Below are 20,669 nucleotides of genomic sequence, written 5' to 3' on the forward strand. Positions count from 1 at the left end.
AGCGGTTCAACTCAAGTTGCCTTATTTCAGGGTATCGAAGCGGACGTGCCCAGGCACTTTTTGCGGCTATAAGAACAAGTTATCCGCAGCCATTGGCTAACTATCATCTTGGATGCGAGCGGGACGCGGCCGGGCACGGAGATTGGAATCAACCATGGGGTATGGCAAGTGACACAGGGCAGGAAGCGTCTCCGGCTTACGATTATCTGTCCCGTCTATAACGAGGAGAAAACTGTTCCGCTGTTTTTTTCGCGCGCCCTGCCGGTGATACAGCAGCTGCTGGCGAACTATCATGTTGAACTGCTATTTCTCAACAACGCTTCAAGAGATGGGACCTACAGTGAGATCTGCAAGCTGCGCGCGCAATACGACTTTGTCTATGTGATCACGCTCAGCTCGAATGTTGGCTATCAACGCTCGCTGGAATGCGGACTGCGAAACGCCGAGGGCGACATCATCGCGTTCATTGATGTGGATTGCGAAGATCCGCCGGAAATGCTTCTCGATTTCGTGAGCTATTACGAGAAGGGTTTCGATATCGTTTATGGCGCGCGCGTTGACCGCGCGGAGGCGAGGCCGATTAAGATGATGCGCAAGGCATTCTATCACGTCGTCCGTCTGCTCGCAGACGACGATATCATTCTTTACATGGCTGAATTTTCCTTGATGACCTCGGAAGTCCGTGACGCCATCGTCAATGAACAGAACTCCTTCCCCTTCATTCGTGCCTCGATCTCGCGGGTCGGATTCAATCGCATCGGTCTGCCCTACAAGCGGGAGCGCCGTATCGCGGGCGAGACCAACTACAATCTGTTGGGGATGACGATCTTTGCGATCGCCGGAATTCTTTCGTCGACGACGCTGCCGCTGCGTCTACCGATCTATGTATTTCCGATGTGGCTTTTGCTGACGGGGGTGCTCGGCGTCATACAGATTCTGAACGGAAATCCATGGTTGATGCTGCTCAACGTGCTGAGCGGCTGTACTTTTCTGGGTTTGACCGCGTCGTTCACTGCACTCTATGTGGCGCGATCCTACAAGAACGGATTGGGACGGCCGAACTATGTCATGAACCGGCGCTATACGCATGCGCAGCCGCCCGTCGTGACGCCTTGAACGAAGCCGCCATGCAATCGCGCGACGGCGTACCGCAGGCGGTCCATGATTTCGTCAGCTTCGACGGCGGCGTGCGGGCGCGCGGCTATTTGCAGCAGCCGGACCGCTATCGCTTCTGGCGCGGCGTGATCGACGAGACCCCTCGAATTTCGCGAGGAGCGGGCCTTTCCTATGCGGGCGCGAGTTTTCTCGCCGACGGGCTTTCGGTCTCGCACCGCTGGTTCGATCGGGTACTCGATTTCGACACTGGCCGCAGCGTGGTCGAGGTGGAGACTGGCATCACGCTGTACGCCCTGCATCGTTTTCTGTCCGCGCGCGGCCTGTATTTGCCGGTCCAGCCGGGTCATGGGCGCATTTCCGTTGGCGGATGCATCGCAGCCGACGTTCACGGCAAGAACCAGACCCGGGACGGGACCTTTATCAACCAGGTCGAAGAGGTCACGCTCGTTCATCCGGCGCATGGAACGTTGCAGGTGTCCCCGCAGCGCGACGGTGAATTGTTCAGGCTGACCTGCGGCGGTTACGGCTTGACCGGCCACATCGTTCGCGCCCGGCTGCGGGCCTGTGCCGCGCCAATCCCATGGGTGGAGATCCGCGCTGCGCCGTTCTCGAGCGCGGAGCAGGGGTTCAATTGCCTACGTGAGGCGGCCCGAAATGCAGATTTTTCGTACACATGGCACGACATGAGCACGGCCGGCGCCGGCTTTGGCGAGGGTTTCCTGATTCAAGGAACTTTCGTGTCGCAAGACCGAGCGCCAGCCACAACGCCCGGCCTATCGGAGGCACCGGTCCTGTCGGCGGATGGTCGCGCGAGGTTACCGGTGTCTCTCTTGAACCGGCTCTCGACGCGGATGCTGAACTTCTTCTATCGCTGGCAGCAGCGATTCGCGCGCAACGGGGAAGTCGTGGCGCTGGCCGACGCGCTGTTTCCAACCCACAAGGCGCAAGCCTATTTCCAGTTCTTCGGCGCCGCCGGCTTCCGGGAATATCAGGCGATACTGCCCCACGCTGCCGCCACGAACTATGTGGATGCAATCCACGGCTATCTTCGTGAGAAGCCGCTGCCGATCACGCTGTCCTCCGCCAAGTTTTTTGCTGGCTCACGCGAGCTGCTGCGCTATACGGGCGACGGCATTTCGCTGGCGCTGAACATGCCGGCCGGCGCCGACGCCGACATGTTCATGGCGTTCTTGGACCAGCGGATGATCGAGCTTGGCGGAATCCCGAACATCATCAAAGACTCGCGGCTGCCGCGCGCGGTCGTCGACGTGTGTTACCCCGAAGCGGACCGGTTTCGTGAGGCCTTGCGCGCGTTCGATTCGAAGCGGTTGTTCCGCTCGGATCTGTCGGAACGGTTGAAGCTGTGACCGCCCTCGTGGTCGGAGCTTCAGCCGGCGTCGGCCGGGCGCTATCGGAAGCGCTTGCGGCCAACCGCAAGCGGCTTCTTCTCGCAGCAAGCGACGCAGAAGACCTCAATGCCTTGGCCCGGCATCTGCGCCTCGTCTATGGCGCAACTGTCGTCACGGTCGCCGCGGACGCCCGCGATCCCGACGCTTTTGCCGAGCGGATTTCCGCCGCGGCCACTGAGATCGACGATATCGATGAACTCTACTTTCCGATCGGATTCTCGCGGCGGGACGATGGAGCGCAACTGGATGCAGACGCTTCCCTTGCCATTCTCAACAGCAACCTGACTGTCGTGACTGCCGTCACGGCGCGATTCTTGCCGGGCCTGCTGCGGCGACCCAAAGCGCGCATCGTCGGCTTCGGATCGATCGCTGCCGTGCGCGGCCGCAAGGCCAATGTGATCTACTCGGCGGCGAAGCGTGGACTGGAAAGCTATTTCGAGAGTTTGCGTCATCTCACTGCGGGTGCCGGCGTCATCGTGCAGCTGTATCGGCTTGGATATATCGAGACGCAGCAGTCGTTTGGCCAGCGGCTCCTGTTTCCTGTGGTGACGCCGGAACAGGTCGCGCGCTATGTCTCTGCGACGGAAGGGCGCGATTTCGGCGCGTGCTTTTTTCCACGGTTCTGGTGGCTGATCGCGCTCGCGGTCGCCTGGCTTCCGTGGCGGATCTACAAGAAGCTCGATTTTTAACCCTCAAGTCGCCTGGCGCAAAGGAGCGAGCTTGGCGGGGACGCCCCAGAAAGCCATCGGTTCGTAGTCGGGGTAGGGATAGTGGCCGCGATTGAGTTGGATCGGGCTGGCGCGGCTCTCGCATCGCTGCCGCACCAGATCGAAAACCGAGATTGGGCGCCCACTGCAGCAGTTGATCGCACCGCTGCAGCGCTCTGGGTTAGTCGCTGCCCGGACGAAGTCGGCGGCGACTTCTTCGACCGGCAGGTAATCCCGCAGCTGATCGCCGGCAGACATGTTGAAGACGGCATCGCCGCGCTCGATCGCGCGATCAAGCTGGGCTAGGAGACTGTTCGGATTCTGTCCCTCGCCATACATGTAGAACAGCCTTAGCCACTGCAGCGTGAACGGCCGCTGCTTCTGCAACATCTCCAGGCTCTTGCGCAGCGCATCCTTGGCGAAGCCGTAGGGCGTATGGGGCCTAGTCTCCATCTCCTCGGTCAAGGGTCCATGCTGCATGCCGTATTCGAGGCAGGTGCCGGCCACCATCAACTGGCGTGTTCCCGCCGCGACGGCGGCTTCCAAAAAAGCGAGATCGGCCGGCAGATTACGGCCGATGTGAAAGAAATCACGATAATTCGGTAGGCCGGGCCACGCCAGATGGACCAGCACATCGGCCTCTCCAGAATGCTCAACGACGAGCTGGAAATCGGCCGCAAGGTCACAGGAGACGAATTTCACCTGCTTACGCCAGGGCATCGTCGCGGCGCGTTGGGCATCGCGGGCCACGGCGACAACGGTATGCCCTTCGCGCAGGAAACAGGCAACGACATGCCGGCCGACGAAGCCGGTCGCGCCGGTCACCACGACCTTCATGGCAGAACTTTCAGCTCCGGAACTGCCACCACGAACCTGCCGCCCCATGACTTGATCTGCTCATGTTGCTGCAGGACTTCGGAGGAGATGTTCCAGGGCAGGATTACAACCCAATCGGGCTTGCGCCTGGCAAGCTCGTCCGGAGGCAGGATGGGAATGTGGCTGCCGGGCATGAACTTGTTCTGTTTGGAGGGTGCCGCATCGCAGATGAAGCTAATGAGGTCGTGCTTTAGCCCGGCATAGTTCATCAGCGTATTGCCCTTCGCGGCGGCGCCATAGGCGGCGACCGACTTGCTGGCGCGCTTCTGCTCGATCAGGAAGCCGAGGAAGTCGTTCTTGACCTTGTCGGCCTTTTGCTGGAACGCTTGGTACAGGCGGAGGTCTTGCAATCCGAAGTGCTTCTCCTCAGCCAGCATGGCGGTCATGGCCGCCGTCGTCTGCCGCGGATCGTCTTGATGGCACCCATAGATCCTCAAAGAACCGCCATGGGTCGGCAGCTCTTCGAGATCGAACACGCGCAGGCCGGCCTTTTCGAAGATGCGGGCGACCGCCGTGAGCGACAGATACGAGAAGTGCTCGTGATAGGCCGTGTCGAACTGGTTGCAGGCGATCATGTTCTTGAGATGCGGAAACTCAAGATTGATCGTGCCGCCCGGCTTGAGCGCGATCCGCAGGCCCGCAGTGAAATCGTTGATATCAGGTACGTGGGCGTAGACATTGTTGCCGCAGATCAGGTCGGCCTGCCGTCCGCCTTGAGCGAGCTTTGTCGCCGTGGCCGCGCCAAAAAACGCGCGAAGCACCGGCACGCCGATCTTCTCGGCGGCATCCGCGGTGCTTGCGGTCGGTTCGATGCCGAGGCAGGGGATGCCCGCCGCAACGAAGTTCTTCAGCAGATATCCGTCGTTGGAGGCCACCTCGATGACGAAGCTGTCGCGCGTGAGGTGCAACGCTTCAGTGATCTTGTCGCAATAGGCCTTGGCGTGTCTCAGCCATCCCTGCGAGGTCGAGGAGAAGTAGGCGTAGTCGCTGGAGAACAACTCGTCCGCTGCGGTATAATCCTCGGTCTGCACCAGCCAGCACGTGTCGCAGACGAGGATTTTCAGCGGGAAGGTCGTCTCCGGCGCGCGGAGCTGCGCTTCCGACAGATAGGCGTTCGAGGGTGGCGCGTGCCCGAGGTCGAGGAACACGTGTTGCAGTTGCGCGTGACAGTGACGGCACTTCATAGCTCTATGCCCTTAAAGCCAGCATCAAGATAGGGATGTGAGGAGTCACGTGCGGACAAGTCTCTTGGCGGCAGGGGCCAGGCGACCCCGACCATCAGATCATCAAATCGAATGGCACCCTCGTCCGGCGACGAATAGAATGCCGTGTGCAGATACAATAGTTCGGAGTTTTCCTCCAGCACCTGGAAGCCATGCGCGCATCCTTCGGGGATCACGAAGGAGCAACGGTTGTCCGGAGCAAGTTCGATTGCCGTCCATTTCAGGAAGGTGGGCGAGTCCTTGCGAAGGTCGACCGCGACATCGAACACCCGACCTCGCAAGCAGCGCACGATCTTCATCTCCGCCATTGGCGGCTTCTGATAGTGCAGGCCACGGACCGCACCGACAGCGCGGGTGATCGACTGGTTGATCTGGACGATCTTGCGCGTGCCGATGATGGAGCTTTCCTCATTGGCGCAGAACAGACGCTGGAACGAACCGCGGTGATCCGAAAGTACGCTGGTCTCGGCGATCCAGACCCCGGCGATATCGGTTTGGACCAGTTTCATGCCCCGCGGCCCCTCGTCCAGACAAGGCCGCGCGCGCTGGCCGCAGCAATATAGCGCTCGAGCTGGATCCGGCTCAGCGCTTCATTGCGCTCGAGCCAAGCCCGATACCACTCGGCAGTTGCCGCGACACCCTCCTGGAAGTTCCAGACCGGCCGCCAACCCAGTTCGCTCTGCGCCTTGCTGGTATCAAGCTGCAGCAGTCTGGCTTCATGCGGCTGCTCCTGATCTGTGCGGTGCCAGTCAACGGCCGGCCAGGCGTCTTGCATCTGCTCGAGAACATTCTTGACCGTTCGATTGCCGTCGCGGTCCGGTCCGAAATTCCAGGCCCCGAGGCACGACTGATCACCCTTGAGCAGACGCTCGCCAAGCAGAAGATAGCCGGACAGGCATTCCAGCACGTGCTGCCAGGGCCGCGTGGCGTTGGGCGAGCGTATCTCGACCGATTGGCCGGCGCCGATCGACCGTACTACGTCAGGAATCAGCCTGTCTTCCGACCAGTCACCGCCGCCGATCACGTTGCCTGCACGCGCCGTTGCCAGCAACGGGCTGCCCGCTGTGTGGAAGAAGGACCGTCGGAAGCTCGCTGCCACCAACTCTGTACCGGCTTTCGAGGCGCTGTAGGGATCGTGACCGCCCAGCGGATCGATTTCGCGATAGCCCCAAACCCACTCCTTGTTCTCGTAGCACTTGTCCGTGGTCACCACGACCACCGCTTTGAGCCCGGACAGCTTGCGGCAGGCCTCGAGCACGTGGGCCGTACCCATCACGTTGGTAGCCCAGGTCTCAACCGGGCTGCAATAGGACCGGCGCACCAGCGGCTGCGCCGCCATGTGGAAGACCATATCGGGCCGTGTCTTCAGAATGGCGCCCTCCAGCGCCTCCTGGTCGCGGATATCGATGAAGTTCGAATTGATGTCGAGGCGCAGGATGTCCCAGTGGTTTGGGCTGGTTTCCGGCGGCAGCGAAATGCCGGTAACTCGCGCGCCCAGCGTCTCCAGCCAGAGCGTCAGCCAGCTTCCCTTGAAGCCGCTGTGACCCGTCACGAGGACGTGCAGGCCGCTATAGATGTCAGAAAACATCTCTACCAGCTTTTCCAGGGCGCGCGGCCCTTGGCCCACATATCCTCAAGCTGGTTCTTGTCGCGCAACGTGTCCATCGCGTGCCAGAAACCATCATGTTGGTAGGAGGTGAGTTGCCCCTTTGCCGCAAGCGTCTGCAGAGGCGCCTGCTCCCAGACCGTAGCGTCGCCCTCGATGTAGTCGATCACGGACGGTTCGAGCACGAAGAAGCCGCCATTGATCCAGGCGCCGTCGCCGGCGGGTTTTTCCTGGAACTGTTCGACCCTGCCGTCGTCGATGCGAAGCGCGCCGTATCGTCCGGGTGGCTGGATCGCCGTGACGGTTGCTTGCCGTCCTGTCTTCTTATGCACCTTGATCAGCGCATCGATATCGATATCCGATACGCCGTCACCATAGGTGAAACAGAACGTCTCGTCGCGGAGATACGGCGCGACACGCCTCAGCCGTCCGCCAGTCATCGTCGCTTCGCCGGTGTCGACTAGCGTGACCTTCCACGGTTCGGCAAACTTCTCGTGGATCTCCATCTTGTTGTCGCGCATGTCGAACGTCACGTCCGACGTGTGCAGAAAATAGTTCGAAAAATACTCCTTGATCACGTAGCCCTTATAGCCGAGGCACACGATGAATTCGTTGATGCCGTAGTGCGAATACATTTTCATGATGTGCCAGAGAATCGGCTTGCCGCCGATTTCGATCATGGGTTTGGGCTTCAGATGAGATTCCTCGCTGATGCGAGTTCCCAGGCCGCCCGCCAAAATAACAACTTTCATCCGCCGTCCTGTCCCCGTTCAGCTAGCCTTGTATAGACGTTCAGCCGATCTTTTGCGCTGAAAATATCCGCGTCGACCAGTTTACAATACCTGCTGTGCGCCCTCAATGCTTCGACGTTCTTAAGCTATTGTTATCTGGAGAAAATCTCTCGCCCCTAACCCCAAACCGATTGAGTATCCAATCGGCCGTAAAGATGCAATTTCGGATTGCTCGTCGTGATTGCGGTTAGGCCGCGCGGCCCTGTTGCCTCCCCAAGGGGACTAGCTCCGCGCTGTCGGGCCAGCCGATCGGCACTGGGCTCGCGCAGGGAATCGATTTTGATCCTTCAAGATTCTGGCCGCATGGCGTGTGATATATCGATCCCGATCGAGGTGAGCACGTCATCCCAAGCCTGGAGTTGAGCTGCTTTCGTTAACACGCGCTCAACATACTGGCGGCCTAGTGTGTCAGCTCGGGCAGGAGCTTCCTCGCTGCCAATCAATTGATCCAACGCCCCTATCCACTGCGCGGTGTCGCGGCATGCGAGTTGGCTGCTGCCGACCGCCTCGAGCGTGCGTGCATAAGAAGGGGTTTTGGAGGCAATGACGGGTAAGCGTGCAACTCCCTGGCTTGGCCGGGCGAGAACGCTCGATATAGCGCGCCGCATCTTTGACCATGTCAAGGTCGTCCCATGGGAGCGGGCGAGTTGGTCAGACACCACTACTCAGGGAGATTTGGCGGTCATTCCGATTGATATGGACAACTGCATCACTGGCGGAAAGCCAGGCAACAAACTGGCTCTTCTTTGTCGCGCCGGCGCGCCGCGAAAGTCGAACAGCGGTTGTCGCTGAAAACCTTTCGAATACCACGCAATCCCACGCACTAGTTGTTTCGGATTGCTGCGCGGGACCGAGAGAATCGATCAAGTCGTAGACGACCCCGAGTTCGCAACTCGCCCCAACCGGGGCCAAACTCAGAACAGACTCTCCTTATAAACGGGGGCAAACAGGGGAGCAGGTCACTTTAGTTAGATGCCACGGACTGCTTGTGCAGCGCGGGTTGCACCAGTTTTGCGCGAATGATACGAGGCTTTCTCGCGGAATGGTCATGATACGTGGGGGAGCTTATATTGGTTGATATCGGGATTTGCCGCAGGTACCCGCTTCTTTTTTGGATCGGCGCGCTGATCGTCTTTCTGCAGGCCTACCGAGTGCCGGTCATGCCGATGCTCCCGGGCCTGGATGGGTCATTTCCTCACATTTTGAACCTCGGGGCTTCCACCGGGGCGCGGTTTGGAACCGATATCATCTATACCTACGGACCGCTCGGATTTCTCCTCGCAATCGAAGACGTCGGCAGCAATTTCACGGTGGGGTACGTCTTCTGGACCATCGTGTATTCAGCTTTTGCGGCGGCAATGAGCTACTTCGTCGTCAGCCGTACACAGGCCTGGAGCGCGATCCTGGGACTTGCCCTCGGCGCAGTTGTATCCGGCTACATCGATGTCGAAAGACTGCCGCAGTGTTTCGTCATGCTGCTGCTATTTTTGGGGTATGAAGAACCTCGGTTTAGGAATCCGATCATCGCATGCTGCGGACTGATAGCTGCTGTCGGGCTCTTGATGAAGGTGACGATTGGCGTCGGCTGCCTCGGTGCCATAATCGCAAGCACGCTAGTACCGTTCACCTCAATTCGCCAGATCTCTCGACGTGCCGCTGTCGCAATCATATCAACCGCGGTGAGTTTCTGTGTCGCCTGGATTATCCTCAGCGGATCCGCCGAAGGAATTTTCTCCTATTTCTACAACTCACTGCAATTGTCCGCCGGATATACCGCGTCAATGAGCGTCTCTCGAGCAAACGAGGGACTGAGCTTAAGCCTGTTTTTGTCTGCTATGGCGCTGCTCGCGATCTTCGCCGGACTGCTGCCCCGCTGGCGCAACTTGCATGCGCTGGCAATCATAACTCCATCGGTCGCCATCGCCTGGAAACATGGCGTCGTTCGATATGACGGTCACGTTTTCGCGCTCGTTATCATCCTGGCGTTCTCGACGTTCTGCGTCTTGATCTTGCATCTGAGCAAATCGCCGGCTTTCCCGAATAAAACGACAAACGGTCGGTTCACCCTTGCCTTGTACCGACCGGCGGTCGCCATCCTCGGAGCAGTGGCCATCGCGTTTCTGATTGCAGCAGCACTTGACAATGCCGCTCTCAGAGCCGCGCCTAAAGTTGCAGGGGGGCTGGAGCCGCTGGCGCACCTCCGACACTATTCGCAATATCGATCGTACCTGCGGCGAGTCTCAGATTCGCAATTGGTAGGGTCTCGACTCGAGGCAGATATTCTGGCTCGCATCGGCAAGAAGACGGTCGACGTATATTCGTATGAACTCGGCTTTGTGGCCGCCAATCCCCAATTGAACTGGCGGCTGAAGCCGGTTTTCCAGCATTTCAATGCCTTTACGGAACACCTCGACAGCCTCAACGCCGATTTTTTACGAGGTCCAAACGCGCCCAGCTTTGTGATCATGTACCACCCGGGGGACACGATCGCCGGCGTCGATGATCGTCACCAACTTTTCGATGATCCGATCGCCTTCCTGCAAGTGATGCGACACTATCGAACAGTGTTCGTGGAGAATGACCCTTCAAAACTTCAGGTTGGCTTGCTGGAACCCTTAACGGACGCGGAGCGAGGTTTTAGCGAGCCTACGCCTTTCAAGTCGGAACTGGCGCGCTGGAATAAGGCGATTTCTTTGCCTGCAACGTCGACCTCGGCAATTTTACGGGTCAGGGTCGATCTCACCAAATCTCTTTCCTCGAAACTTAAAGAGGCTCTCTTCCGCCTCAGCCCAATACACCTCGTCTACATCCTTTCGGACGGCACCGAGCAAAGATATCGGCTGATGCCGCCGCACCTGATGACCGGCGTCTGGATAGCTCCGCTCTTTGAGAATTATTCCACGCTCTATAAATTCCTCGGTGGCCTCGATTGGGAAGGACCGAAGGTCGTCGCGATCCGCTTCGAGAGCGAGAACCTTAGCGACTACAACGAGCCCTTCTCCGTGTCCTGGGAGAAGATAGACTGCGACGAGGGTACTCCGTGCCAACCGGCGTCTTCGCGATTTGTTTCGACTTTCGCTGATGGGCGGAAAGGTGTCCCATCCCTCATTCGGACCACGATCACCGCGGAAATTCCCACTCCGGCTCACACCATCCGAGCAATTGACGTTCGTCTATCCACCTATGGGCAAATCAACAAGGGGCTCTTGACCCTTTCAGTGCTCGACGACAACGGAAACGTTCTGGGCAAGTCACGGTTGAACGCCGCACTTGTGCGCGACAACAACTATGCCATGTTCACATTCGACCCGATCATTCAAATCAGCGGTGGAAAGACCTTGCTGCAATTGTCCTATGAACCGGTCGGCCAAGGGCTGATAGCCGCCTGGAAGAGTTCTGAGACTGCACACGACCTCGATTTCCGGGCTTATGGGGATCAAGTGCCAGTGCTGGAACGATAGGTCCAAGCGCATGGGTAGGGGGCACCAAGCCGGTCCGAAGGGCGACTTGCTTACGATCAGCCTCGGTTGATAGACATCATTGGTCTGGGTAAGGAGGGAGATCGGTTGCGGCATCGGACGGGACGCGATCCCGCTTACAAATGTCCTCAGCGCGAAGGGCAGCTATATCGGCGTTGATATCGTTAAGGACTCGATCCGATGGTGCAGCGACAATATCACTGTAAGGCATCCAAACTTCAAATTTGTCCATTTCGATATTGGCGACCAGCTTCATAATCCTGGCGGCACGATGAGAACGACCGACGTGAGGCTTCCACCGCCAGATGCCTCCATCGATCGAATTATCCTATGGTCGGTCTTTACGCACATGAGGAAGGTGGATATCGCGCACTATCTTCGCGAATTTGCCCGCGTGTTGAAGCCCACCGGCACCGCCTTTGCGACGTGGTTTATTGTGAACGACGAAATCCTCGCGAAGGCAAGAACAGTCAATCTCACGCCGTTCAATCTTCGTTTCGAGCACGTCCTAGAAGAAGGCTGTTTGATCAACGATCCAAGATCGCCAATGGGCGCCGTCGCCTATATAGACACCGAGATGCAAGCGCTTGTAGCTTCGTCCGGACTGGAGGTCGTTGGTGATGTTCTTCCTGGTCAATGGTCCGGATACTTCGATATTCCAAAGGGAGGGCAAGACGCGACTATTCTACGGCGCAAGCGCTAATCAAGACGCTACGCAGTCATATTGCTCATCGAAGCGGTGCCGACACCGTTTCCGGCACCGCTATTAGAAAACCTTTGTTCCACACTCGTGTGGGTGCTCATTCTCACGGTCCAATTGGAGCTACCCCCCAAAGAGATTCCAACCACGAGCCGGCTGAGAAAAGGCCGGACGGCAACGAAGGAAATGCTGCCGATGCAGCCGGGCGATGTGCCCGCGACCTACGCCGATATCGACGATCTCGCGCGCGACATCGGGTTCAAGCCTGCGACCACGATTGAGGATGGCATCGAACGATTCGTGAACTGGTATCGCGAATATCACAAGGTCTGAGCGAGGACTGCCCCCCGTTCACCTGTCCGGGAGCCGTCTTAATCAGAAGATCGGGATAGATGGCTCCGGGTTCAGCCGGTTTTCTGCACTTCCGCCTTGATCCGCAAAGGATTTTCTTAATATAGGATGGAGCGGTCAAGGGGCGCATCAGCAGCGACTATGGGGTGCTGTGAAGGCGCCAGGGAGGAGAAGCATCCTGCATGAGGACGCCGGAATCAGATGATCCACAACCCTTTATCCATCCGAGCGCCGTGGTCGAGGAGGGGGCGAAGGTCGGCAAGTTCACCAGGGTCTGGTATTTCTCCCACGTCGCGCCAGGTGCGGTGATCGGCGAGAACTGCAGCCTCGGCCAGAACAGCTATGTCGAGCGCAATGCCATCGTCGGCAATGCGTGCCGGCTTGGCAATTCGGTCTCTATCTTCTCGCATGTCGAGCTCGAGGATTTCGTGTTCTGTGCGCCCTACATGGTGTTTACCCACATCTCCTTTCCCCGTGCCGCGGTCAACCGCCATGCTGTCTTCAAGAAGACGCTGGTGAAAACTGGCACCACGCTTGGCGCAAACTCCACCGTGGTTCCCGATATTACCTGTGGCGTCGGCACTTTCCTCGCTGCAGGCGCAACGCTGACCAAGAGCTCGAAGGATTGGTCAATGATGGTGGGAACGCCTGCGCGGCAGGTCGGCTGGGTGAGTGCGTTTGGCGAGAAGATCGATCTGCCGCTAAGCGGTCAGGGCGAATGGCGCTGCAAGCATACCGATGACCTCTATGTTCTGAACGGCTCGGAACTGGTACGACACCCTGGCCCTAAGGACATCCTCAAATATGAGCCGGGCCAACGCTTGATCCGCATGGAGGTCCGCTAGCCGTCTCGTCCGTCATCTTGATCAGCTTTGGTCTTTTTCGATTGCAGGAGCGGTTTCACGAACCGCTCCAAATTCTGACCTGAAAACAAGTATCCTTTCAGCCCGGCGGCGCGCGCCGCCTCTAGATCGGTAGGCTTGTCCCCGACAAGAATGCTCCGGTCGATGTCAATCGGGAAGCGCTTCAATAGATCGGTTATCATGCCCGGTGCAGGCTTGCGTCGGTCACTGATCTGACGATAGCGTTCTATCGTGGCTTCAGGATGATATGGGCAATATTCGAACGCATCTATACGGGCTCCGATCTTCGCCAACTCGGCTGCCATCCACTCATGTAACGCGTTCACTTGAGTTTCGTCGTATAGCCCTCTGGCGACGCCCGACTGGTTGGTGATCACAAAGGCGAAGTATCCCGCATCATTGACGGCTTTTACTGCCTCGCGTGCGCCCTCTATCCATTTCAACTTGCCGATCTCGAATACATAGCCGGTATCTTCGTTCAGCACTCCGTCACGATCGAAAAAGACTGCTGGTCTTCTTGCGGCCATCCAATTCTGCCTATCGATGCTCAGTGCCTAACGCCAATCAGAGTTTTCTTGCCGATAACTTGTCGCAAGTCCATATTTCCTCGAAGTCTATCAACTCCTTTCGTCCGATATCACCTTGCCGTCGTTCGGCAGCGCGCCGGCGCCGACCAGTTCGACATTGCCGCCAAGCTTGGTCACCGTCCGCAAGGTCGCTGCGAGCTCGCTCTGAAAGGCTGTGCTCGCCGCGGCTGTTTCTGCCTTCAGCGTCATCACGTCGGTCTCGCCGGAACGTGTCACGACCAGGCGTAGTCGCCCGAGCTCCGGATGGCGTTTGCCGATCTCGGCGATCTGTTCGGGGCGCACGAACATGCCTTTGACCTTTGTCGTCTGATCGGCGCGCCCCATCCAGCCCTTGATGCGCATATTGGTACGCCCGCACGGGCTTGCCCCGGGCAGGGCCGCGGTAAGGTCGCCAAGTGCGAGGCGGATCCAGGGGTGGTGCGGGTCGAGGGAGGTGACCACCATCTCGCCGACGTCAGCCTCCGCCATGGGGGCGCCGGTGCCGGGCCTGACGATCTCGAGGATCAGGTCCTCGTTGACCACCATGCCGTCGCGGGCCTCGGTCTCGAACGCGACCATGCCCAGATCGGCGGTGCCGAATGCCTGATAGGCCTCGATGCCGCGCAACTTGATCTCCTCCTGCAGCGATTTCGGAAAAGCCGCCCCCGACACCAGCGCGCGCTTGATCGAGGAAACATCGCGCCTGGCGCTCTCGGCTGCATCGAGCAGGATCTTCAGGAAATCGGGCGTGCCACTGTAGCCGATCGGCCGGTACGCCTCGATCAGCTCGAATTGCTGCTCGGTATTCCCGGGGCCGGCCGGGATCACGGCGCAGCCGAGCGCGCGGGCGGAGGTGTCGAAGATGAAGCCGCCGGGGGTAAGATGGTAGCTGAAGGTATTGAGCACCACATCGCCGGGACGAAAGCCTGCCGCGAACAGCGCTCGCGCCCCGCGCCAGGCGTCGGCCTGGGCGCCCTCGGGCTCGAAGATCGGCCCGGGCGACATGAACAGGCGCGCAAACGATCCTGGCGGCCCGGCAACGAGGCCGCCGAAGGGTGGGGCGGCCTTGTGTAGGGCCGGGAGTTCCGACTTGCGCAGCACCGGCAGGCGCGCCAGCGCGGCGCGGCTGGTGATGGTGGCAGGATCGACGCCTTCGAGGCGCTCGGCATAGGCCGGAGCCGCCATGGCCCGCCGCAGGACCTCCGGCAGGCGGGCGAAGAGTTCCGCCTCGCGCTGGGCGGGATCGCGGGTTTCGCGGGCGTCATAGTGATCCGTCATGGGTCATCCTCACGGGTTCGCGCCAATTGCGCTCCGCCTTCGACGTGCTATCAGACGGCTTCCCGCCGAACTGGCGATGCTCCGGGAAATGCAATGGCAGATATGCAGACCGCCGCAGCGAGCGGCCCTTCCGATGCCGATGTCGTCGGCAGGTTGAAGCGTCGCGTCATCGATCACTGTCTGCCGTTGTGGTGCACAGAAGGCTGGGACGGTGTGGCAGGGGGCTTCGTCGACCGGCTCGATCCCGACGGCCGCGCCGATCGGCTCGCGCCGCGGCGTATATTCGTTCAGGCCCGGCAGATCTACTGCTACGCCAAAGCCGCGCAGATGGGCTGGTACGCGGAAGGCCGTGAGATCGCTCTGAAGGGGCTCGATCACCTGTTGACGAAGGCGAAGGCGCCGGACGGCCGGCCGGGCTTTGTCCACAGGTTGACGGCCGACGGCGGGGTGCTCGATGCGCGGCGCGACACCTACGACCACGCCTTCGTGCTGCTCGCGCTCGCCACCGTTTACGGGCTTGATCGCGACGCGCAGGTGCGCTCGGAGATCGATGCGCTGCTCGCCTATCTCGATGGGCACCTGCGCTCGCCGAATGGCGGCTTTCTCGAGGGGACGCCGGCGTCCCTGCCGCGGCGGCAAAATCCGCAGATGCATCTGTTCGAGGCGATGATCGCCGTATTCGATGCAACGCATGATCTGGCGTTTCAGCAGCGCGCCGGCGAATTCTTTGCGCTGTTTCTTGCCAATCTCTATGACAAGCAGACCCAGGTGCTCGGCGAATATTTTGAAGACGACTGGTCGAGGATTTCGCCCATCAGCGTTGAACCCGGGCACCTGGCCGAATGGGTCTGGCTGTTGAAGGGTTTTGAGCGCATCACGGGCTGCCCGACGGGACGCTATCGCGGTGAATTGCTGGCGTCGGCGCTGCGCTACCGCGACGAGGCGACCGGTTGCCTCACCGATGAGGGCAATGTTGAGGGCCGTATCCGGCGTCACTCTCGGCGCCTGTGGCCGCAGAGCGAGATCGCAAAGGCCTGGATTGCGCAAGCTGAAGCCGGCGAGGCGGGTGCCGCCGACGAGGCGCGCGCCGCCTTGGCGCGCCTTGAGCGGCATTATCTGAGCCACCCTGTTGCGGGCGGCTGGTACGATCAGTTCGACCGCGACGGCAAGTCGCTGGTCGACACCATCCCTGCGTCTTCGTTCTATCATGTTCTTTGCGCGGTTACGGAAGCGGAGCAGGTGCTGCAATAGGCACCCGGCTACACTCACAGCCACCGCTTCCGCCGCTTGAAGCTCTTGAGGTTCTTGAAACTCTTGCGCTGGTCGCCGGCGCCGCCGAGGTAGAATTCCTTGACGTCCTCGTTGTCGCGCAATTCGTCGGCGCTGCCGTCGAGCACCACCTTGCCCTGTTCCATGATGTAGCCGTGGCTCGCCACCGACAGCGCCGCCCGCGCATTCTGCTCGACCAGGAGGATGGTGACACCGAGGTCGCGGTTGATCTCCTTGATGATGGCGAACACTTCCTTGACCAGCAGCGGCGACAGTCCCATGGACGGCTCGTCCATCAGGATCATCTTCGGGCGCGCCATCAGCGCGCGGCCAATCGCCAGCATCTGCTGTTCGCCGCCGGAGAGATAGCCGGCCAGCCCCGTACGCTCCTTCAGGCGCGGGAAATAGTTGAAGACCATGTCGATGTCGGCATTGACCTCGCCGTCGCTGCGGGTGAAGGCGCCGAGCCGCAAATTCTCCAGCGACGTCATGTCGGCGATGATGCGGCGTCCCTCCATCACCTGAAAGATGCCGCGGCGGACGATCTTGTCGGGATCGATGCCGTTGATGCGCTCGCCGTCGAAGATGATCTCGCCGCGCGTCACCTCGCCGTCTTCGGTCTTGAGCAGCCCCGAGATCGCCTTCAGCGTGGTCGACTTGCCCGCACCGTTGGCCCCCAGCAGCGCTACGATCGAACCCTTGGGCACTTCGAGGCTCAGGCCTCGCAGCACCAGGATGACGTCGTCGTAGACCACCTCGATGTTGTTGACACTGAGGAGGGGCGGCGCGGGGACCGCGCTCGGTGCCGGGTGAGTTGCTTCGACGGTTTGGGTCATCTCGTAATGCCCTCGGATGTCATTGCCGGGCTTGACCCGGCAATCCATCGCTCGAAAAGCGTTGTTTCTTGATGGATGCGCGGGTCAGGCCCGCGCATGACAATTCGTGTGCGTGGGACGGACCGCTCCCTCACCACCCCAGCCATTCCGGCTTGCGTGGCAGTTCGACGGTCTTGACCTTCTCGAGCTTGATCGTGCCTTTGGCCATGAGGTCGTTGAGATCGCCGTCGGTCGAGCCCGTGACCTTGGAGCGGTAGAGATCGACCTTCGTGGTCGGGCGATGATCCTTTTCGGTCCAGGTCGAGGCGTTGCAGACGCCTTCCATGCCTGCCGGCACCCAGTCTTTCTTCTGATAAAAGCCCTTCGCGACGTTCTCACCGGTCGCACCGCCGTTCTTGTTGGCCCACTCGATCGCCTCCTTCATGTAGAGCGCGGAGCAGACGGCTGCGATATAGTGCACGGGACGGTAGATCTTGCCGGAAGGATCCGACATTTTGGAGATTTCGATCACCGTCTTCATGCCGGGCGCATCGCCGCCCCAGCCGACCGCGGTGCGCAGCGGGAAGATCACGCCGTCGGCGGCATCGCCGGCGGTCTTGGCCGCGTTCTCATCCATGCCCCAGACGTTGCCGAGGAACTGTACGTCGGCGCCTGCCGCTTTGCAGGCCTTCAGCACGGAGATGTTGGAGGCCGCCGTATTGCCGAGATAGGCGTAGTTAGCGCCGGAGCTCTTCAGGCTGAGGCATTGCGCCGAGTAGTCGCCGGGGGTGAGCGCGAACACCAGCGGCGGCAGCACCTCGAAGCCGAGCTCGGTGGCCATGGCTTCGCCGGCCGCCTTCGGCGCGTTCGGATAGGGATGATTGGCGCCCATATGGACGAATTTGGGCTTGCCCGGCTTGCCCTTGGCTTTCCAATCGTCCGCTGCCCACATCAGCATGGCGCGCAGCGAGTCAGAATAGCTCGGACCATAGAAGAAATTATAGGGCGCGGGCTTGGCCTTGCCGCTGGTGCCTTCCGGATCGGTCAACGCTGCCGCATAGGAGCCGGAAATATCGGGGATCTTGTCCTGGGCGAGGAAACCGGTCAGCGCTTCCGTATCGGCGGTGCCCCAGCCCATGATCGCCGCGACCTTGCTGTCGGGCGCCGACCATTTCTTGTAAAGCGCGATCGCGCGCGGCACCTGATAGCCGTAGTCGTTGGTATCGACATTGAGCTTCTTGCCGCCGATGCCGCCGTTCTTGTTGACCCAGGCAAAGGTGTCGGCGACGGCCTGGCCGTAGGGCGTGCCGACGTCCGAGGTGCCGCCGGAATAATCGGCGAGGTGGCCGATCGCGATCTGGGCCTGCGCGGCCACGGATACACCGCCGATCAGCAGCGCCAGCGAAGCCGTGCTCAAAAGGGATCTAATCGTCATGGTCTTTCCTCCTGTTATTCGTTGATGCGTTTGTAAGTCTTTGCCCCGACCTCAATGTGAGAACGGGTAGAGTTTCCAATATGCCTTGATCTGCCGCCAGCGATGCGCAAGCCCGTCCGGCTCGAACATCAGGAACGCGATGATGATGAGCCCGATCGCGATCTCGCGCAGAAACGTGATGTTGTTGTTGAGCTCTAGCGCCCTGTCTATCGCGCTTCCCTTCAATTGCAGGCTGAGCCACTCCATCGCCTCCGGCAGCAGCACCACGAAGGCCGTGCCCATCAGCGTGCCCATCACTGAGCCCGTGCCGCCGATGATGACCATGGCCAGGAACAGCACGGAGCGCTCGATGCCGAAACCTTCCTGCGAGACGACAAGCTGATAGTGCGCATAGAGCGCGCCGGCGATACCGGCGAAGAATGCGGCAATGCCGAACGACAGGGTTCGGTATTTGGTGAGGTTGATGCCCATGATCTCGGCGGAAAGATAATGGTCGCGGATCGCAATCAGCGCGCGGCCGTCGCGCGTGCGCATCAAATTGGTGACCAGAAGATAGCTGATGACCACGTAAGCCAGCACGACATAAAAATACTGGCGGTCGCCGCGCAGCGTGTAGCCGAAGATCGAAAATGGCTCGGCGCTCGCCGGCACCGAGCCGCCGGAGAACCATTCGGCGCGGGAGAAAAAATCGAGCAGGATATATTGTGCGGCGAGCGTCGCGATCGCGAGATAAAGCCCCTTCAACCGCGCCGCCGGCACGCCGAAGATCAGGCCGACCAGCGCGGTGACGAGACCCGCAAGTGGAATGGCGAAGAACACCGGGATCGGCGCGTTGTTCGAGATATAGGCCGAAGTGAAGGCGCCAAGCAGGAAGAACGCCGCGTGGCCGATCGAGATCTGCCCGGTGAAGCCGACCAGCACGTTGAGGCCGAGTGCCGCGATCGCGAAGATGCCGATCTGGATCGAGATGCTGAGCCAGTAGTTCGCAAAGACGTAAGGCGCGAGGCAGGCCAGCACGATGCCGGCGATCGCGAAATTGCGGCTGGTGATGGTCGGAAAGATCGTGGTGTCGGCCCCGTACGTCGTACGGAAGTCGCCGGAGGGAATCAGGGAACGCGTCGCCATGGTCAGATCCGCTCAATATCCTTGGTGCCGAAGAGGCCGTAGGGCTTGATCATCAGGATGATGATCAAGACGTAGAACGGCGCGATCTCGTAGAGATTACCCCAGTGCAGGTACTGGCTGTCGACATATTGCGCGACATTCTCGAGCAGCCCGATGATGATGCCGCCGAGCACGGCGCCGCCGACCGAATCGAGCCCGCCGAGGATCGCCGCCGGAAATACCTTGATGCCATAGGCGGAGAGACCGGAAGAGACGCCGTTGACGACGGCGACGACGACGCCCGCGACCGCCGACACGGTCGCCGAAATCGCCCAGGCCATCGCGAACACGCTTTTCACGGAAATGCCAAGCGACTGTGCGACCTGCTGGTTGAAGGCGGTGGCCCGCATCGCCAGGCCGTATTTGGAGGCGCGGAAGAACCAGGCCATGCCGATCATCATCGCGATCGAAACCACGAGACTCATCACGTAGACGGTCTGGATCTGGAGGCCGAACAGGTGGACCGATTGGCTCTGGAATACGCGGGGGAACGGCTGCGGGTTGACGCCGAACATCCATTTCAGCGCGGCCTGGAACACCGTGGAGAGCCCGATCGTCACCATGATGACGGAGATGATCGGTTCGCCGATCATTGGCCGCAGGATCACGATCTGAATTGCGATGCCGAAGATGAACATGAATACCAGGGTGATCGGCATGCCCAGCCAGAACGGCACCTGGTATTTGGCGAGCAGTGCCCAGCACACCCAGGCGCCGATGAGCAGCAGTTCGCCCTGCGCGAAATTCACGACCTGGGTCGCCTTGTAGATCAGCACGAACGACATCGCGACCACGCCGTAAAGCGTACCGACCACGAGGCCGTTGATGAGGAGCTGGAGCAGGAATTGGGTGTTCATGTTGATTGGCGACTAACGAAAGAGGGGAACGCCGCTGTGAGCAACCGGCGACATGGGTAACACTTCAAACCGACGACATGGGTAACACAATTCTCGTTTCGTTCAGGTCTGCTGTTGCTGGGGCTGTGGACCCTGGGGGCAACGCGCAGCGTTGTCCCCAAGTC

18 protein-coding genes and 1 pseudogene are annotated in these 20,669 nt (G+C 60.0%); 8 read left to right on the forward strand and 11 right to left on the reverse strand.

Annotated features, from left to right (window positions below; all coding sequences use genetic code 11):
* Positions 1–108 precede the first annotated feature (108 nt).
* Genes ACZYOF_RS26340 through ACZYOF_RS26350 form a run of 3 tightly spaced genes read left to right on the forward strand, consistent with a single transcriptional unit; the run spans position 109 to position 3,214 of the window.
* Positions 109–1,116, forward strand: a complete 1,008-nt coding sequence (locus ACZYOF_RS26340) for a glycosyltransferase family 2 protein (protein ID WP_463717603.1) — start codon at positions 109–111, stop codon at positions 1,114–1,116.
* Between the two features lie 11 nt (positions 1,117–1,127).
* Positions 1,128–2,483 (forward strand): FAD-binding oxidoreductase, encoded by a 1,356-nt coding sequence (locus ACZYOF_RS26345; RefSeq protein ID WP_463717614.1) that lies wholly within the window; start codon positions 1,128–1,130, stop codon positions 2,481–2,483.
* Complete coding sequence (locus ACZYOF_RS26350) at positions 2,480–3,214, forward strand: SDR family NAD(P)-dependent oxidoreductase (protein ID WP_282527661.1); 735 nt, start codon at positions 2,480–2,482, stop codon at positions 3,212–3,214. The genes ACZYOF_RS26345 and ACZYOF_RS26350 overlap by 4 nt, the downstream gene beginning before the upstream one ends.
* Before the next feature lie 3 nt (positions 3,215–3,217).
* Here ACZYOF_RS26350 and ACZYOF_RS26355 read toward each other — a convergent pair whose 3' ends face one another.
* Genes ACZYOF_RS26355 through rfbF form a run of 5 tightly spaced genes read right to left on the reverse strand, consistent with a single transcriptional unit; the run spans position 3,218 to position 7,689 of the window.
* Entirely contained in the window at positions 3,218–4,057 is an 840-nt protein-coding gene (locus tag ACZYOF_RS26355; RefSeq protein WP_463717604.1) for an NAD-dependent epimerase/dehydratase family protein, read from the reverse strand.
* Positions 4,058–4,065: 8 nt separating this feature from the next.
* Entirely contained in the window at positions 4,066–5,292 is a 1,227-nt protein-coding gene (locus ACZYOF_RS26360) for a class I SAM-dependent methyltransferase (protein WP_282527659.1), read from the reverse strand.
* Positions 5,289–5,840, reverse strand: coding sequence for a dTDP-4-dehydrorhamnose 3,5-epimerase family protein (locus ACZYOF_RS26365; RefSeq protein ID WP_282527658.1), 552 nt, complete (start codon positions 5,838–5,840; stop codon positions 5,289–5,291). The genes ACZYOF_RS26360 and ACZYOF_RS26365 overlap by 4 nt, the downstream gene beginning before the upstream one ends.
* Positions 5,837–6,919, reverse strand: a complete 1,083-nt coding sequence (rfbG, locus tag ACZYOF_RS26370; RefSeq protein ID WP_282527657.1) for a CDP-glucose 4,6-dehydratase — start codon at positions 6,917–6,919, stop codon at positions 5,837–5,839. The genes ACZYOF_RS26365 and rfbG overlap by 4 nt, the downstream gene beginning before the upstream one ends.
* Positions 6,920–6,921: 2 nt before the next feature.
* Positions 6,922–7,689 carry a glucose-1-phosphate cytidylyltransferase gene (gene rfbF / locus ACZYOF_RS26375; RefSeq protein WP_463717605.1) on the reverse strand — a complete coding sequence of 256 codons (768 nt, stop codon included), beginning with the start codon at positions 7,687–7,689 and terminating at the stop codon, positions 6,922–6,924.
* 1,109 nt (positions 7,690–8,798) lie between these two features.
* On the opposite strand from rfbF, the gene ACZYOF_RS26380 reads away from it, so the two are divergent.
* The 4 genes and pseudogenes from ACZYOF_RS26380 to ACZYOF_RS26395 all read left to right on the forward strand — a co-directional run bounded on the left by ACZYOF_RS26380 (position 8,799) and on the right by ACZYOF_RS26395 (position 13,103).
* Positions 8,799–11,189, forward strand: coding sequence for a hypothetical protein (locus ACZYOF_RS26380; RefSeq protein WP_463717606.1), 2,391 nt, complete (start codon positions 8,799–8,801; stop codon positions 11,187–11,189).
* A gap of 79 nt (positions 11,190–11,268) precedes the next feature.
* On the forward strand, positions 11,269–11,910 hold the full coding sequence (locus tag ACZYOF_RS26385; protein ID WP_463717607.1) for a class I SAM-dependent methyltransferase: 642 nt from the start codon (positions 11,269–11,271) through the stop codon (positions 11,908–11,910).
* Between the two features lie 162 nt (positions 11,911–12,072).
* Positions 12,073–12,240: pseudogene (locus ACZYOF_RS26390) on the forward strand (UDP-glucuronate 5-epimerase); the annotation flags it as partial.
* A 200-nt stretch (positions 12,241–12,440) separates the two neighbouring features.
* Positions 12,441–13,103 carry an acyltransferase gene (locus ACZYOF_RS26395; RefSeq protein ID WP_463717608.1) on the forward strand — a complete coding sequence of 221 codons (663 nt, stop codon included), beginning with the start codon at positions 12,441–12,443 and terminating at the stop codon, positions 13,101–13,103.
* Here the strand turns inward: ACZYOF_RS26395 and ACZYOF_RS26400 are convergent.
* Entirely contained in the window at positions 13,100–13,648 is a 549-nt protein-coding gene (locus ACZYOF_RS26400; protein ID WP_463717609.1) for a D-glycero-alpha-D-manno-heptose-1,7-bisphosphate 7-phosphatase, read from the reverse strand. The two genes, ACZYOF_RS26395 and ACZYOF_RS26400, sit on opposite strands and share 4 nt — an antisense overlap.
* 90 nt (positions 13,649–13,738) lie before the next feature.
* A complete protein-coding gene (locus tag ACZYOF_RS26405) occupies positions 13,739–14,965 on the reverse strand; it encodes a phenylacetate--CoA ligase family protein (RefSeq protein WP_463717610.1) in 1,227 nt (408 codons plus the stop codon).
* 102 nt (positions 14,966–15,067) lie between these two features.
* Between ACZYOF_RS26405 and ACZYOF_RS26410 the strand changes: the two genes are divergently transcribed.
* Complete coding sequence (locus tag ACZYOF_RS26410; RefSeq protein WP_463699035.1) at positions 15,068–16,216, forward strand: AGE family epimerase/isomerase; 1,149 nt, start codon at positions 15,068–15,070, stop codon at positions 16,214–16,216.
* 14 nt (positions 16,217–16,230) lie between these two features.
* On the opposite strand, the gene ACZYOF_RS26415 is transcribed toward ACZYOF_RS26410, so the two are convergent.
* The 4 genes from ACZYOF_RS26415 to ACZYOF_RS26430 all read right to left on the reverse strand — a co-directional run bounded on the left by ACZYOF_RS26415 (position 16,231) and on the right by ACZYOF_RS26430 (position 20,505).
* Complete coding sequence (locus ACZYOF_RS26415; protein ID WP_394569940.1) at positions 16,231–17,070, reverse strand: ABC transporter ATP-binding protein; 840 nt, start codon at positions 17,068–17,070, stop codon at positions 16,231–16,233.
* A gap of 130 nt (positions 17,071–17,200) precedes the next feature.
* A complete protein-coding gene (locus ACZYOF_RS26420) occupies positions 17,201–18,484 on the reverse strand; it encodes an ABC transporter substrate-binding protein (protein WP_463717611.1) in 1,284 nt (427 codons plus the stop codon).
* A gap of 51 nt (positions 18,485–18,535) precedes the next feature.
* A complete protein-coding gene (locus ACZYOF_RS26425; RefSeq protein ID WP_463717612.1) occupies positions 18,536–19,609 on the reverse strand; it encodes a branched-chain amino acid ABC transporter permease in 1,074 nt (357 codons plus the stop codon).
* A gap of 2 nt (positions 19,610–19,611) precedes the next feature.
* Positions 19,612–20,505, reverse strand: coding sequence for a branched-chain amino acid ABC transporter permease (locus ACZYOF_RS26430; RefSeq protein WP_463717613.1), 894 nt, complete (start codon positions 20,503–20,505; stop codon positions 19,612–19,614).
* Positions 20,506–20,669 lie beyond the last annotated feature (164 nt).

This window comes from Bradyrhizobium sp. LeoA1Lang (assembly GCF_055413685.1).